Annotated in this window: 10 protein-coding genes; 5 read left to right on the forward strand and 5 right to left on the reverse strand. The window is 71.2% G+C overall.

Annotation, left to right across the window (positions count from 1 at the left end):
• The first annotated feature begins 39 nt into the window (after window positions 1–39).
• Window positions 40–4,890 carry an NAD-glutamate dehydrogenase gene (locus J2S75_RS15475; protein WP_307020966.1) on the forward strand — a complete coding sequence of 1,617 codons (4,851 nt, stop codon included), beginning with the start codon at window positions 40–42 and terminating at the stop codon, window positions 4,888–4,890.
• A 110-nt stretch (window positions 4,891–5,000) separates the two neighbouring features.
• Here J2S75_RS15475 and acs read toward each other — a convergent pair whose 3' ends face one another.
• The 5 genes from acs to tsaD form a co-directional block, all read right to left on the reverse strand.
• Complete coding sequence (acs, locus tag J2S75_RS15480) at window positions 5,001–6,959, reverse strand: acetate--CoA ligase (RefSeq protein WP_307020968.1); 1,959 nt, start codon at window positions 6,957–6,959, stop codon at window positions 5,001–5,003.
• Between the two features lie 141 nt (window positions 6,960–7,100).
• Window positions 7,101–7,799: a class I SAM-dependent methyltransferase gene (locus tag J2S75_RS15485; protein WP_307020970.1), complete on the reverse strand. Its 699-nt coding sequence runs from the start codon at window positions 7,797–7,799 to the stop codon at window positions 7,101–7,103.
• Window positions 7,760–8,179: an EVE domain-containing protein gene (locus J2S75_RS15490; protein WP_307021324.1), complete on the reverse strand. Its 420-nt coding sequence runs from the start codon at window positions 8,177–8,179 to the stop codon at window positions 7,760–7,762. The genes J2S75_RS15485 and J2S75_RS15490 overlap by 40 nt, the downstream gene beginning before the upstream one ends.
• Window positions 8,180–8,267: 88 nt before the next feature.
• On the reverse strand, window positions 8,268–9,257 hold the full coding sequence (locus tag J2S75_RS15495; RefSeq protein ID WP_307020971.1) for an NAD(P)H-dependent glycerol-3-phosphate dehydrogenase: 990 nt from the start codon (window positions 9,255–9,257) through the stop codon (window positions 8,268–8,270).
• Window positions 9,257–10,408 (reverse strand): tRNA (adenosine(37)-N6)-threonylcarbamoyltransferase complex transferase subunit TsaD, encoded by a 1,152-nt coding sequence (gene tsaD / locus J2S75_RS15500; RefSeq protein WP_307020973.1) that lies wholly within the window; start codon window positions 10,406–10,408, stop codon window positions 9,257–9,259. Before tsaD ends, J2S75_RS15495 begins: the two co-directional genes overlap by 1 nt.
• Window positions 10,409–10,469: 61 nt before the next feature.
• Between tsaD and hemC the strand changes: the two genes are divergently transcribed.
• The 4 genes from hemC (at window position 10,470) to J2S75_RS15520 (ending at window position 15,191) form a co-directional block, all read left to right on the forward strand.
• Window positions 10,470–11,399 (forward strand): hydroxymethylbilane synthase, encoded by a 930-nt coding sequence (gene hemC / locus J2S75_RS15505; protein WP_307020976.1) that lies wholly within the window; start codon window positions 10,470–10,472, stop codon window positions 11,397–11,399.
• 11 nt (window positions 11,400–11,410) lie between these two features.
• Window positions 11,411–12,103, forward strand: a complete 693-nt coding sequence (locus J2S75_RS15510) for a uroporphyrinogen-III synthase (RefSeq protein WP_307020978.1) — start codon at window positions 11,411–11,413, stop codon at window positions 12,101–12,103.
• Between the two features lie 95 nt (window positions 12,104–12,198).
• On the forward strand, window positions 12,199–13,581 hold the full coding sequence (locus J2S75_RS15515; RefSeq protein ID WP_307020979.1) for a COG4223 family protein: 1,383 nt from the start codon (window positions 12,199–12,201) through the stop codon (window positions 13,579–13,581).
• Window positions 13,578–15,191, forward strand: a complete 1,614-nt coding sequence (locus tag J2S75_RS15520) for a heme biosynthesis protein HemY (RefSeq protein ID WP_307020981.1) — start codon at window positions 13,578–13,580, stop codon at window positions 15,189–15,191. The genes J2S75_RS15515 and J2S75_RS15520 overlap by 4 nt, the downstream gene beginning before the upstream one ends.
• The last annotated feature ends 57 nt before the right edge of the window (window positions 15,192–15,248 follow it).

The raw sequence follows: 15,248 nt of genomic DNA on the forward strand, positions 1-15,248 counted from the left end.
CTCCCAGGCGGAGGCCGCGCCATCCGGCGGGGGGAAGTGATGGGCGTCGAAGGGTTCCTGGCCAGCGAGGACGAGCGCGTGGCGCGCCAGCTCGTCGAGCAGGCGGACCTTATCCTGCAGGCGACCGACGGCGACGTGCCGGCCCGGTTCGCGCAGGGGCTGTTCGGCCGCGCGGTGGCGGAGGATGTGCGGGTGTACACGCCGCACGAACTCGCCGCGCTGGCCCGGCTTGCCTATGGGCATCTCAAGGTCCGCCGCCGCGACAGTTTCGACATTCGCATCGAACAGCTCCCGGCCGCCGAGGGCGGCGACCGGCTCGCCCGGGTCTCGGTGATCGAGATCGTCAATGACGACATGCCGTTCCTGCTCGATTCGCTCATGGGCGCGCTCAACGCGCAGGGGCTGACGGCGAGCTTCGTCGTCCACCCGATCATGGGCGTCGACCGCGACACCAGCGGGCAGGTGACCAATCTCGTGCCCGGCGAGACCCCGGCCGGCGCCCGCATGCGGCGCGAAAGCCTGATCCAGATCCATGTGCCGCGCATCGAGGATGAGAGCCGCCAGCTCGCCCTGATCGAGGAACTCGGTGCGGTGCTCAACCAGGTGCGCGTGGTGGTCGCCGCCTGGCAGCCGATGATGGCCCAGGTGCGCGCGGCGGTGACCAACCTCACCCTCGCCCCCGCCATGGTACCGCGCGAGGACCGGGAAGAGGCGATCGCCTTTCTGGAATGGCTGCTCGCCGGCCGCTTCACCTTTCTCGGCTGCCGCCACTATCAGTCCGCCGGCGCGCCCGGCGCGAAAGCGACGGTGTTCGAGCGGCGCATGGAGGATGCACTGGGGATGATGGCGGACGAGGCTTTCCGCCTGTTCCGCCCCACCGGCGATCCGCGCTCGGTCAGTGCCGATATCGCCGAGGCGCTGGCCGATCCCAGCCCGCTGATCGTCACCAAGTCGCGTACCGTCTCCAGCGTGCACCGGCGGGCCTGGATCGACGTGGTTCTGGTCAAGCGCTACGACGCGCAGGGGCGTGTGGTCGGCGGGCTGTGCATCGCCGGCCTGTTCACCGCCACCGCCTATACGAGCTCGGTCCGCACCATTCCCGTGCTGCGGCGCAAGGCCGCCACGGTTCTGGCCCGCGCCGGCTTCGCGCCCGAAAGCCATTCCGGCCGGGCGCTGGTGAAGGTGCTGGAAACCTATCCGCGCGACGATCTGTTCCAGATCGACATTGCCGCGCTTTACCAGTTCTCGCTCGCCATCCTGCAGCTGGACGAGCATCCGCGCGTGCGGGTGCTGGCACTCAATGAGCGGTTCGACCGTTTCGTCTCCATCCTCGTCTTCGTGCCGCGCGAACGCTATGGCAGCGAGGTGCGGGCCAAGATCGGCACGCTGCTGGCGTCGAGCTTCGGCGGGCAGGTGGTTGCCTTCCGCCCGCTGTTCCTGGAAGGCCCGCTGACGCGGGTGCATTTCATCATCGAGCGCGGCGCGGGCGAGGTGCCGAACATCAATCGCGCGACGCTGGAAGAGGCGATCGGCGCGATCATCCGCACCTGGGGCGATGGCTTTGCCGAGGCACTGGCGGCGACCGTGCCGGCCAGCAAGGCGAGCGAGCTGATGGACCGCTACGCCAGCGCCTTCCCGGCCGGCTATCAGGCGGCGGCGACGCCGGCAGAGGCGATCGACGATCTGCGCCTCATCGAGGATCTGAGCGAGGCGAGCCCGGTGGCGGCGGATTTCCGCCCCTCCGCGCTGCGCGAGCGCGGGCGCCTCGCGCTCAAAGTGTTCAGCTACAAGGTGCCGCGCCTGCTGTCCGAGCGTGTGCCGCTGCTCGAGTCCATGGGCTTCGTGGTCATTGACGAGCGCACCTTCACCGTCCGTCCCGCCGGGGGCGCGCCGGTCTATGTGCATGACATGCTGCTGTCGCGGCGCGGCGGCGGCGATGTCGCGCTCGACAAGCTGGGGCCGCGGCTGCACGCGACGCTGATGGCGGTGCTGCGCGGCGGCGAGAGCGACGGGTTCAACGCGCTGGCGCTGACCGCCCAGCTCGGCTGGCGCGATATCGCGCTGCTGCGGGCGCTGGGGCGCTATCTCCGGCAGGTCGGCATTCCCTTCAGCCAGGACTATCTCTGGCAGACGCTGAACGCCCATCCCGCCATCGCGCAGAAGCTGGTGGCGCTGTTCCACACACGCTTCGACCCCGAACAGGGCGAGCGCCGGGCCGAGCGGCAGGAGGAACTGCGCGCCGCCATCGAGGCCGCGCTGGCGGATGTGCCGAGCCTCGACGAGGACCGCATCCTGCGCCGCTTCGCCAATCTCATCGGCGCGGCGGTGCGGACCAATTTCTTCCAGCGCGGGCCGCAGGGCAGCCACCGGCCGACCATCGCCTTCAAGTTCCTCAGTGCCGAGGTCGAGGGACTGCCGCAGCCGCGCCCGCTGTTCGAGATTTTCGTGCAGTCGCCGCGCGTCGAAGGCATCCATCTGCGCTTCGGCCGGGTGGCGCGCGGCGGGCTGCGCTGGTCCGACCGGCCGCAGGATTTCCGCACCGAGGTCCTCAGCCTCGTCAAGGCGCAGCAGGTGAAGAACGCGGTGATCGTGCCGGTGGGCGCCAAGGGCGGCTTCGTGCCGCAGCAGCTTCCCGCCGGGCCGCGCGAGGCGATCCAGGCCGAGGGCGTCGAAGCTTACAAGCTGTTCATCTCCAGCCTGCTCGACGTCACCGACAATATCGAGGACGGCCAGACCGTTCACCCCGCCCATACGGTGCGGCACGACGAGGACGACCCCTATCTCGTCGTCGCCGCCGACAAGGGCACCGCCACTTTCTCCGACACCGCCAACGCGCTGTCGCTGGAGCGCGGCTTCTGGCTGGGCGACGCCTTCGCTTCCGGCGGATCGGTCGGCTATGACCACAAGGCGATGGGCATCACCGCGCGCGGGGCGTGGGAGGCGGTGCGCCGGCATTTCCGCGAACTCGACATCGACATTCGCCGCACGCCCTTCACCGTGGCCGGGGTTGGCGACATGTCGGGCGACGTGTTCGGCAATGGCATGCTGCTGGAGAATACGATCCGTCTGGTCGCCGCCTTCGACCATCGCGACATCTTCCTCGATCCCAATCCGGACCCCGAACTCTCCTTCCGTGAGCGCCAGCGGCTGTTCGCGCTGCCGCGTTCCAGCTGGCAGGACTATGACAAGTCGCTGATCTCGCCCGGCGGCGGCGTGTTTCCGCGCAGTGCCAAGAGCATTCCGCTCACCCTGGCGATGCGCGAGGTCCTGGGCTTCGAGGCCGCCTCCGCTTCGCCGGCCGAAGTCATCAGCGCCATATTGCGCGCGCCGGTGGACCTGCTGTGGTTCGGCGGCATCGGCACTTATGTGCGCGCGACCAGCGAGACCGATGCCCAGGCCGGCGACCGCGCCAATGACGGCGTGCGCATCACCGGCAGCCAGATCCGGGCGCGGGTGATCGGCGAGGGCGCCAATCTCGGCGTCACCCAGCGCGGGCGCATCGAGGCGGCGCGGCGCGGCGTGCGGCTGAACACCGATGCCATCGACAATTCCGCCGGCGTCAACACCTCCGACATCGAGGTGAACATCAAGATCGCCATGGCGCCGGCCCTGCGCGAGGGGCGGCTCGATCCGCAGGCGCGGGCGCAGGTGCTGGCCGGCATGACCCCCGAGGTCGCCGCGCTGGCGCTGACCAACAACTATCTGCAGACGCTGGCGCTCTCGCTCGCGGAAATGCGCGGGCTCGACGATCTCGGCTTCCTGCAGCGGCTGATGCAGCGGCTGGAAGCGCGCGGCCTGCTCGACCGGGCGGTGGAGTATCTGCCCTCCGACAGCGAGATCGCCGAGCGGCGCGGGCGCGGCGAGGCGCTGACCCGGCCGGAAATGGCGGTGCTGCTGGCCTATGCCAAGCTGTCCGTCCATGCCGACCTGCTCGACACCGACGTGCCCGACGACCCCTATCTCGCGCGCGAACTCGCGGCCTATTTCCCGCCCGAACTGCGCGAGCATTTCCCGGAAGGCGTGGAACATCACCGGCTGCGGCGCGACATCATCGCCACCCGGCTTTCCAATGCCATGATCAACCATGGCGGGCCCGCCTTCGTTGCCCGGCTGATGGACGAGACCGGCGCGGGCATTGACGGCATCGCCAAGGCCTTTGCGGTGGTGCGCGACGGTTTCGGCCTCGCCGGGCTCAACCGCGAGATCGACGCGCTGGACGGGCTGGTGCCGGGCGCGGTGCAACTCGACCTCTATGGCGTTGTGCAGGACATGCTGCTCGACCGTGCCATCTGGTTCCTGCGCAATGTCGACCTCCGGCGCAATCTCGACGACCTCGTCGGCCATTACGCCGCCGGCATCCCGCCGGTGGAGAAGGTGCTGGCCGGCCCGGTGCGCGAATTGCTGCCCGAAGAGGCGCGGGTGCTGCACGATGCCCGCATCAGCCAGTGGACGCAGGCCGGCGTGCCGGAGGCGCTGGCGCGCCGCATCGCCCGGCTGCCGGCGGTGGAGAGCGCCACCGATATCGTGCTGATCGCCGACCGCACCCGTGCGCCGCTGGCGGATGCCGCCGTCACCTTCTTCGCCGTCGCGCTGCTGTTCCGGCTGGAGCGTATTCTCGGCCCGGCGCGGACCTTGACGGTGACGGACTATTACGACCGGCTGGCGCTGGAACGCGCGCTGGCGGCGTTCGAGAGCGCGGTGCGCCGGCTCACCGCCGAGGTGATCGAGGAGCACGGCGCCGGCGTCGCCGGGGTGTCGAGCTGGGCGCGGGCGCGCGGCGAGGTGGTGGAACGCGCGCGCAATGGCGTGCACGAGATCGCCGGCTCGGGGCTCAGCGTGTCGAAGCTGTCGGTGGCGGCGAGCCTGATCGGCGATCTGGTGCGCGGGTAGTTCCGGCCCGAACGCCCGGCGCGGCGCGACTACCTCCTCCCAAACGAAGACCGGCCGCGCGTGGCGCGGCCGGCTCCGTTACCCTGGTGCAAACAGGAAGCCGAAACCGGCTACACCGCCGCGTGCTTCTTGTTCTGGCGGTGGGAGATGAGGTCTTCCACAACGGCCGGATCCGCCAGCGTCGAGGTGTCGCCGAGGCTGCTGAACTCGTCCTCGGCGATCTTGCGCAGGATGCGGCGCATGATCTTGCCGGAGCGGGTCTTCGGCAGGCCGGGGGCGAACTGGATCAGGTCCGGCGAGGCGATGGGGCCGATCTCCTGCCGCACCCAGGCCACCAGTTCCTTGCGCAGCGCCTCGGTCGGCTCCTCGCCGGCCATCAGCGTGACATAGGCATAGATGCCCTGGCCCTTGATGTCGTGGGGATAGCCGACCACGGCGGCCTCCGACACCTTGGGATGGGCGACGAGGGCGCTTTCCACCTCGGCCGTGCCCATGCGGTGGCCGGAGACGTTGATCACGTCGTCGACGCGGCCGGTGATCCAGTAATAGCCGTCGGCGTCGCGGCGGCAGCCATCGCCGGTGAAATACTTGCCGGGATAGGTGGAGAAATAGGTCTGCATGAAGCGCTCATGGTCGCCATAGACCGTGCGCATCTGCCCCGGCCAGGAATCGGCGATCACCAGATTGCCCTCGCAGGCACCGCTGAGCGGGTTGCCTTCCGCGTCCACCACTTCCGGGATGACGCCGAAGAACGGGCGCGTCGCGGAGCCGGGCTTCAGCTTGGTGGCGCCGGGCAGCGGGGTGATGAGAATGCCGCCGGTCTCGGTCTGCCACCAGGTATCGACGATCGGGCAGCGCTCCTCGCCGACCACGCGATGGTACCATTCCCACGCTTCCGGGTTGATCGGCTCGCCGACCGAGCCGAGCAGGCGCAGCGAGGCGCGGCTCGTCTTGGTCACCGGCGCATCGCCGCCCTGCATGAGCGCGCGGATGGCGGTGGGGGCGGTGTAGAAGATGTTGACCTTGTGCTTGTCGATGACCTCCCAGAAGCGGGAATTGGTCGGGTAGTTCGGCACGCCCTCGAACATCAGCGTGGTGGCGCCATTGGCGAGCGGGCCATAGACGATGTAGCTGTGGCCGGTGACCCAGCCGATATCGGCGGTGCACCAGTAAATGTCGCCATCGTGATAGTCGAAGACATACTGGTGGGTCATCGAGGCGTAGACGAGATAACCGCCCGTCGTGTGCAGCACGCCCTTGGGCAGGCCGGTGGAGCCCGAGGTATAGAGGATGAACAGCGGGTGCTCCGCGTTCACCGGCGTTGCCGGGCAATGGCTGGTCACCAGGTCGGCGGCCTCGTGATACCAGACATCGCGGCCGGGCTCCATGTTCACCGCCCCGCCGGTGCGGCGGACGACGACGACGTGATCGACCTCGACATCGCCGAGCTTGGCAATGGCGGCGTCGACATTGGCCTTCAGCGGCACCTTGCGGCCGCCGCGCAGGCCCTCATCGGCGGTGATGACGACCTTGGAGCCGCAATCGCGGATGCGGCCGGCGAGGCTGTCCGGTGAGAAGCCGCCGAACACCACGGAATGGACGGCGCCGAGCCGCGCGCAGGCGAGCATCGCATAGGCCGCCTCGGGGATCATCGGCATGTAGATGGTGACGCGGTCGCCCTTCTCCACATTGCGGTTGCGCAGCACATTGGCGAAGCGGCAGACCTCGTCATGCAGCTCCTGATAGGTGATGTGGCGCTGCTCGGAAGGATCGTCGCCTTCCCAGATGATGGCGACCTGATCGGCGCGGGTCGGCAGATGCCGGTCGATGCAGTTCCAGGCAACGTTGGTGACGCCATCCTCGAACCATTTGATCGAGACATGGCCGGGGTCGAAGGAGGTGTTCTTCACCACCGTATAGGGCTCGAACCATTCGATCCGCTTGCCCTCGTCGGCCCAGAAGGCCTGCGGGTCGTTGAGCGAGGCCTCATACTTCGCCTGATAGGCGCGATCATCGAGGAAGGCCCGCTTCGCCCACTCCGCGGGCACGTCGTAGATCTTGTCGGACATGGCGTTCTCCCCATCAGGCGGCGCTGTGCGCCCTCTCTTGCTTCGGCGGGATTATGGTGACCCCGCCGGGGCGGGACAAGCGCGCGGGCGCGCAACTTTGGTCGGTAGGTAGTCGCGCGGAGGGGCACGCCGCGTCCGCTCTCAGCGCGGCTTCGGGCGCCAGACGCTGGTGGCCTTGATCTCCGCGTCTTCCAGCTCGCGGGAGACGGGAACGGCATAATCCGCCATCTTTTCCAGCTGCGCGCGCGGCAGATAGGAGCGGCCGGGATCGCCGATCCACACCTCGACGCCGCCCGCCGCGAGGGCTTCCAGCCAGGCGAAAACCCGCGTCGCCAGGTCCCGCTCATAGGCGATATCGCCGGCGAGCACTACGTCCCAGCCGCCCTCGCTGCCCACCACATCGGCGGTGAGCACATCCAACGCCGCACCGTTGAGGGCCGCATTCGCCGCGATGGCGGCATGGGCGAAACGGTCGATGTCGGCGCAGGCGACGCGGCTCGCGCCCGCCTTCATTGCGGCGATGCCGACCAGCCCCGAGCCGGCGGCGAAATCCAGCACGCGCTTGCCGCGCACCGTCTCGGGATGGTCAAGGATGTAGCGCGCCAGCGCCTGCCCGCCGGCCCAGGCGAAGGCCCAGAACGGCGGCGGCAGGCCGATCTCGCCCAGTTCCTCCTCGGTGCGCTGCCAGATCGGCAGCGATTCTTCGGCGAGGTGCAGCGTGATTTCCGGCACCAGCGGCGGGGCGAGGCGCTGCGTCTCGGCGCGGATGAAGGCGGCGGGGTCGGCGATGCCGCGCGGCGTCACCGTGTGCCGCCCGCCATCTCCAGCACGATGTCCCATTCGGCGTCGGTGACGGGCTGGACGGAGAGGCGGGAGAATTTCATCAGCGCCATGTCGGCGAGGCGCGGTTCCGCCTTCACCGCCGCGAGCGACACCGGGTTCTTCAGCGCCGCCACCGCCTTGAGGTCGACCATGACGAACTTGCCCGAGGGGTCGGAGGGGTCGGGATAGGCTTGCCTGATCACCTCGACGATGCCGACGATCTCCTTGCCCTCATTCGAGTGGTAGAAGAACCCCCGGTCGCCGAGCCGCATGGCGAGAAGCTGCTGCTTGGCCAGGTGGTTGCGCACGCCGTCCCAATGGGTGCCCTTGTCGGCAGCGGCGACCTGCTGCTCCCAGGACCATTTGAAGGGTTCGGACTTGTAGAGCCAGTGCGCCATTTCCATTCCTCGTCGCCTCGCCGGGAGGCCCATTCACTTACCGCCTCGCCGCGCCTCCGTCATCCCGAAGGGCCCGGCGCGCCTTGGCTCACGCTTCCGCCTTTTGCGGGCGGGCCAGCAGCGAACCGATCGCCTGCTCGATGCCATGGCGCCCGGCCAGCACGTCTTCCACCGCGCGGGCGATAGGCATGTCGACGCCGCGCGCCTGCGCCATCGCCACCAGCACGCTGGCGGTGAGCGCGCCCTCCGCCAGCTTGCCCGGCGGGTGCAGGCCCTCCTCCTGGCCGAGGCTGAGACCGAGCGCGTAATTGCGCGATTGCGCGGTGGAGCAGGTGAGGATGAGGTCGCCGAGGCCCGACAGGCCGGTGAGCGTTTCCGCCCGCGCGCCATAGGCCTTGCCGAAGCGCATCAGCTCGGCGAAACCGCGCGCGATCAGTGCCGCCCCGGCGCTGGCACCGAGCTTGCGGCCGCCGACAATGCCGGCGGCGATGGCGAGCACATTCTTGGCCGCGCCGCCGATCTCGACCCCGCGCACATCCTCGCTGTGATAGAGCCGGAACGAGGCGGAACCCAGCGCGGCGGCCAGCGCCTCTGCCACCGCGCCGTCCCGCGCGGCCAGCGTCACGGCGGTGGGCAGGCCGGCGGCGACATCGGCGGCGAAGCTGGGACCGGAGAGAATGGCGGGCACCGCCCGCGGGCAGGCCTCGCCCAGCACCTGCGTCATGAACAGCGAGGTGCCGCGCTCGATGCCCTTGGCGCAGGTGACGACCGGTGTGCCCGGCGCGAGATGCGGGGCGAGGGCGGTGGCCACGGCGCGGCTGGCCTGTGCGGGCACGACGAGGAGCACCGCATCGGTGGCGGCGGCGGCGGCGAGATCGTCTGTCGGGCGCACCGAATCGGCCAGCGCCACGCCGGGCAGATGGGCGGGATTGGCGCGCCGCTGTGCCAGTGTCTCCATAAGCGCAGCGTCGCGGCCCCACAGCACCACCTCGCGCCCGGCGCGGGCGGCGGCGTTCGCCAGCGCCGTGCCCCAGGCGCCGGCCCCGACCACGCCGATGGAGGCGAAGCGTGCCGGCATCAGCCGCCGATCCCTTCGGACGGGGCGGAAGGCGCGGCGGCGGGCGGCGCGGCGGGAGCGTCCGCGGCGGTCTCGGCTGCCTGCGCCGCAGCACGCGCCGCGCCCACGCCCTCGATCTCGCCCAGCGGCCAGCGGGCGCGGGGGGAGGCGTCGAGCCCGTCATGCAGGCCGCGCGCCAGCCGCTCGGCGCCGGCCCAGGCGATCATCGCGCCGTTGTCGGTGCACAGCTCCGGCGGCGGCACGGCGAGGCGGGTGCCGCCATCGGCCGCGACCTTGTGCAGCGCCCGGCGTACCGACTGGTTGGCGCCGACGCCGCCGGCCAGCACCAGCGCGGAGGGCTTCAGCCCCTGATGGCGCATCAGCCGCAGCGCGCAGCGCACGCGGTCGGCGAGAATGTCGACCACCGCCGCCTGGAACGAGGCGCACAAATCATTCACGTCCTGCTCGCTCAGCGGGGCGATCTTCAGCGCCTCGATGCGCACGGCGGTCTTGAGGCCGGATAGCGAGAAATCCGGCACCGGCTTGCCATGCAGCGGCCGAGGGAGGGCGAAGCGCTCGGGGTCGCCCTGCAGCGCCGCGCGTTCCACCGCCGGTCCGCCGGGATAGGGCAGGCCGAGCATCTTGGCGGTCTTGTCGAAGGCCTCGCCGATGGCGTCGTCCATCGTTCCGCCGAGCTTCTCATATTCGCCGATGCCGGTGACGGCGACGAGCTGGGTGTGGCCGCCGGAGACGAGCAGCAGCAGGAAGGGGAAGGGCACCTTGTCGGTGAGCCGCGCGGTGAGGGCGTGCGCTTCGAGATGATTGACCGCGATCAGCGGCTTGTTCGCCGCCAGCGCCAGCGCCTTGGCGGTGGTGAGGCCGACGATGACGCCGCCGATCAGCCCGGGGCCGGCGGCGGCGGCGATGCCGTCGATCTCGTCGAGCCGCAGCCCGGCGGCGCGCAGCGCGCGCGCCACCAGATGGTCGAGCACCTCGACATGGGCGCGGGCGGCGATCTCCGGCACCACGCCGCCATACTCCGCGTGGTCCTCGGTCTGCGAATGCACGATGTTGGACAGGATCGCGCCGGTCCCGTCGGCACGCCGACGCACCACCGCGGCAGCAGTCTCGTCGCAGGTGGTCTCGATGCCGAGCAGGAGAAGATCACGCATTGACTTTACGGGGTTGGCCGGTGAACTGAACGCATACGAACCGCTAGCACCGCAGGACGGCATGACGCAATCGCTTCCCAAACTCCGGCTCGGCACCCGTGGCAGCCCGCTCGCCCTGTGGCAGGCGCATGCGGTGCGCGACGCGCTCTTGAAGGCGCATCGCTGGCCGGACGAGGCGGTGGACGTGCAGGTGATCCGCACCACGGGCGACGCCATCACCGACCGCGCGCTCTCGGAAGCCGGCGGCAAGGGCCTGTTCACCAAGGAGCTTGAGGAAGCGCTGCTCGACCGGCGCATCGACCTCGCCGTGCACTCGGCCAAGGACATGCCGACGCGGCTGCCGGACGGGCTGCACCTTGTCGGCTACCTCCCGCGCGCGGATGTGCGCGACGCGCTGATCTTGCGCGAGGGCGTGGCGCTGCGCGACCTCAAGCCCGGCGCGCGCGTCGGCACCGCCTCGCTGCGGCGTGAGGCGCAACTGCGCCGGCTGCGGCCGGACCTCGACGTGTCGCTGCTGCGCGGCAATGTGCACACCCGCCTCGCCAAGGTGGAGAGCGGCGAGTTCGACGGCACGCTGCTCGCCTATGCCGGCCTCAGCCGCCTCGGCCTCGCCGACAAGGTGAGTTCGGTGCTGGAGACGACGGATTTCCTCCCCGCTGTCGGCCAGGGGGCGGTGGCGATCGAGACCCGTTTTGGCGACATCGCGGTGGACGCGCTGGTGGTGCCGGTGGTCAGCCCCGCCACCGGCCTCGCGCTGCGGGTGGAGCGGGCCTATCTCGCCGAGCTGGACGGCTCCTGCCGCACGCCCATCGGCGGGTTGGCGCAGGTGGAAGGCGACGAGATCCGCTTCCGCGGCGTGGTGCTGGCGCCGGACGGCTCGCGCTTCTACGAGATCGTGCGCTACGGGCCGATCAACCGCGCGCTGGAACTCGGCATCGCGGCGGGCAAGGAAATGCGCGCCATGGTTCCGGCCGATCTGCTGCCGCATTGATGCGGGTGCTGGTGACACGGCCGCAGCCGGACGCGCTGGCCACCGCGGCGCGGCTGCGCGAAGCCGGATGCGACGCGCTGGTCGACCCGATGCTGACGGTGGAGGCGCTTCCCGATGCGCTTCTGCCCGCCGGCGCTTTCGACGCCGTGACCCTGACCAGCGTGAATGGCGCCCGGCTGCTGGCCACCCGCCCGGAGCTGCCGGCGCTGGCGGGCCTGCCGCTCTATGCGGTCGGCCGGCGCACGGCGGCGGCGGCGCCGGAGGCGTTCACCGAGGTGCATGTGGCGGGCGGCGACGGGGCGGCGCTGGGCGCGTTGCTGCGCGAACGGCTGCCGGCCGGGGCCCGGCTGCTCTACATCGCCGGCGAGGAGCGGGCGGTGGACATCGGTGCGGTGCTGGCGGATGCCGGCATTTCCACCGAACTTTTCGTGATCTACCGCACGGTGCCGGCCGAGGCGCTGGCGTCGGCAACGGTGGAGGCTGTGAGGGCGGGGCGGATCGACGCGGCCTTCCATTTTTCGCCGCGCACGGCGGCCACGCTGGCGGAGCGGGGGGAAGCGGCGGGGCTGGCGACGCATTTCCGCCATGTCGAGCATCTGTGCTTCTCCGCCAATGTGGCGAAGCCGCTGGCGGCGATGGGCTGGCCGACCCGGATCGCGCGCGAGCCGACCGAGGACGGGCTGTTCGATCTCATCGGCCGGTAAACCATCGCAGTCTCCCGAGGTTGCGGCGCGGGGACGGGCGGTCTATCCCGGAACCAGGGGCCAGCCCGGCGCTTTATCAAGGCGGAGGTAAGGACGTGGCGACAGACGATCCCAATAAGGGCGCGACCGACAAGCCGGAGGCGGGAGCCAAGCCCGCGCGCCGCAAGCCGCCGACGCTCGACCTTTCCGCCCGCGACGTGACGCCCGAGGGCGAGAAGGTCTCCGACGACGCGGCCACGACGCCGGTGCTGGCGGATGAGGCCGCTTCCGCGGCCTCGCCGGACAGGTCGACGCAGACTTCGACCGGTGGACCCGAGGCGCCCGCCGCCGGCGAGGTCCCCGTGCTCGACGCCGGTGCGACGCCCCCCGACACCAAGGAGCCGGCGTCGGCGGACGCGCCCGCTGATGCGCGGCCGGACCCGCTTGAGCCGGTTCATCCCGTGCCGCCGCCGGCCGCGCCAGCGCCGAAGCGCCCGCTGGGCCTGTTCGGCACGCTCCTCATCGCGCTGATTTCCGGCTTGATCGGCGCCGCCTTTGCCGTCGCGGTCGTTTCCGCCTTTTCCAGCGCCGAGCAGAATGTCGAGGCGATCACCGAACTGGAAGCGCGCGCGCTCGATCTGCGCCAGCGGCTGGAAATGCTGGAAGCGCGCAATGGCGACGCGCCGGCGCCCGGGCTCGCCGCCCCCGCCGAACTGGCCACAAGGCTCGATGCACTGGAAAGCGGGCTCGGCGCGCTCGGCTCCAAGGTCGACGCCCTGCCGGCCACCGCGCCCGCCGCGCCGGCGGCCTCGCCCGACGAGGTCGCGGCGGTGAAAGGCCAGGTCGCGGCGCTGGAACAGCGGGTGAATGCGCTTCCGGCGCCGGCTCCGGCCGCCTCCCCGGCCGCGCTCGACGCCACCAATGCCCGCCTCGCCGCGCTGGAGGAAAAGCTCGGCGCGGCCACTGCGGCCCAGCGCAGCAGCGGCCAGGGCGCGGCGCAGATCGTGGTGCTCGGCACGCTGCGCGAGGCGGTGATCGCCGGTCGCCCCTTCGCCACCGAACTGAAGGCGGCGCAGGTGTTGCTCGGCGATCAGGGCGCGCCGCTCGCGGCGCTGCAGCCTGCCGCCGCCACCGGCTACGCCACCGACGCGGCGCTGGCGGCGCAACTGCGTGCCGCCACCGCGCCCAAGGCCGATGCCGCGCCGGCCGCTGCCACGGAGGAGGGCGTCGTCGGCACGCTGCTGAAGGGGGCGCAGAAGCTCGTCACCATCCGCCGTTCCGATGAAGCCGCCGCCTCTGCCGATCTCGCCAAGGCGGAAGCCGCGCTGGCACGTGGCGATGCCGAGGGCGCGCGCACGGCCATCGCCACGCTGCCGGAAGCCGAGCGCAACGCGGCCCAGCCCATGCTCGCCGCGCTGGACGCCCGGCAGGCGGCGCTCACCACCCTCGCCGACCTCCATCGGCGGGCGCTCGCCACTCTCGCGGGAGCAAGCCAGTGATCCGGCTCGTCGTCTATCTCCTCGTTCTCTCCGCCGTGGCGTTCGGCATCGCCTGGTTGGCGGACCGGCCCGGCGCGGTGGTGATCGACTGGCAGGGCTGGCAGGTCGAGACCAGCATTCTCGTCGCGGCCAGCGCCCTGCTGGCGCTGCTGGCGGCGACGATCCTGCTGTGGACGCTGCTGCGGCTGATCGTCCGCTCGCCCGACAGCATCGCCCATTCCTGGCGCAGCCGGCGCCGCAATCGCGGCTGGTCGGCGGTGACGCGCGGACTTGTCGCAGTCGGTTCGGGCGACGCGGTCGGCGCACGCCGGGCGGCCAATGACGCCCAGCGCCTCCTGGGCGAGGAACCGCTCGCTAAGCTGCTCGCCGCGCAGGCGGCGCAGCTTTCCGGCGACGCTGCCGGCGCCGAGGCGGTCTTCCGCTCCATGACCGAGGCCCCCGGCACGCGCCTGCTCGGCCTGCGCGGCCTGCATGTGGAAGCCCGCCGGCGTGGCGACCAGGGCGCGGCGCTGCAGGCGGCGGAAGAAGCCGCCCGCCACGAGCCGGGCCTTGCCTGGGCGGCGGATGCGGTGATCGAGGCGCGCTGCCTCAATGGCGATTTCGCCGGGGCGCTGGCCATGCTGGAGCGCGAGGCGGCGCATGGCGCGCTCGACCGTGCGACCCACCGCCGCCGCCGCGCGGTGCTGCTCGCCGCGCAGGCGCAGGCGCTCGAACTCTCCGACCCCGCCAGCGCGCGGGAAAAGGCGCAGGAAGCCGCGCGCCTCGCCCCGACGCTGGTGCCGGCGGCCGAGATCGCCGGCCGTCTGCTTGGCGCCTCCGGCGATATCCGCAAGGCGGCCAAAATCATCGAGGTGGCCTATGCCGCCACGCCGCATCCCGACCTCGCTGACGCCTATCTGCATCTGCGCCCCGGCGATGCCTCGCGCGAGCGGCTGAAGCGGGTGCGCACGCTCACCGCGCACCAGCCGGCGCATCCGGAAAGCGCCATGGCGCTCGCCCGCGCCGCACTCGACGCGCAGGATTATGAGGTCGCCCGCACCGCGCTGGCGCCGCTGCTGGTGGCGCCGACGCAGCGCACCTGCCTATTGATGGCCGAACTGGAAGCGGGCGAGCATGGCGATGTCGGCAAGGCCCGCGAATGGACCGCCCGCGCCGTGCGCGCCCAGCGCGACCCGGCCTGGGTCGCCGATGGCGTGGTGGCGGAAGCCTGGGGACCGGTGTCGCCGGTCACCGGCCGCCTCGACGCCTATGAGTGGAAGCTGCCGCCGGGGCTCGCCACGACGCCGATGCTGGAGAACGAGGCGGAGCGGGTGAAGCTCGCCATCGCCGCCGCCATTGAGAGCCGTCCGCTGGCGGAGCCGGTGGGGCCTGTGGTCGACCTGTCCGCCGACAGCGCCGCCGCCAGCCTGGCGCCCGAGGCGGAAGGCAAAACGGATGTCACGGCGTCCCCCGCGCCGGCGCCGGTCAAGCCCGCCGCCGCGAAAGCCACGGGGGAAGGTGCGGTGAAGGCCTCGCCCGTGGTCGCCATGCCGCATCTGCCGGACGATCCGGGCCCCGGCGGTTCTTTCGCCGATGAGCAGAGCGGCACCCGCCCGCCCTATCCCGTCTGAGGCGCCGCCGGCGCGCCGCGCCGGCCGCGCGGACAACACAAAAAAGCGCGCCTTGCG

The sequence above is a fragment of the Ancylobacter polymorphus genome (assembly GCF_030813495.1).
In the GTDB taxonomy this organism is placed as follows: domain Bacteria; phylum Pseudomonadota; class Alphaproteobacteria; order Rhizobiales; family Xanthobacteraceae; genus Ancylobacter; species Ancylobacter polymorphus.

What these genes read in the sequence shown, in the direction of transcription:
- tsaD (WP_307020973.1), bottom strand. Translation starts at nt 10,408, where the DNA reads ATGCGTGATCTTCTCCTGCTCGGCATCGAGACCACCTGCGACGAGACT.
- hemC (WP_307020976.1), top strand. Translation starts at nt 10,470, where the DNA reads ATGACGCAATCGCTTCCCAAACTCCGGCTCGGCACCCGTGGCAGCCCG.
- acs (WP_307020968.1), bottom strand. Translation starts at nt 6,959, where the DNA reads ATGTCCGACAAGATCTACGACGTGCCCGCGGAGTGGGCGAAGCGGGCC.
- J2S75_RS15485 (WP_307020970.1), bottom strand. Translation starts at nt 7,799, where the DNA reads ATGGGACATCGTGCTGGAGATGGCGGGCGGCACACGGTGACGCCGCGC.
- J2S75_RS15490 (WP_307021324.1), bottom strand. Translation starts at nt 8,179, where the DNA reads ATGGCGCACTGGCTCTACAAGTCCGAACCCTTCAAATGGTCCTGGGAG.
- J2S75_RS15475 (WP_307020966.1), top strand. Translation starts at nt 40, where the DNA reads ATGGGCGTCGAAGGGTTCCTGGCCAGCGAGGACGAGCGCGTGGCGCGC.
- J2S75_RS15495 (WP_307020971.1), bottom strand. Translation starts at nt 9,257, where the DNA reads ATGCCGGCACGCTTCGCCTCCATCGGCGTGGTCGGGGCCGGCGCCTGG.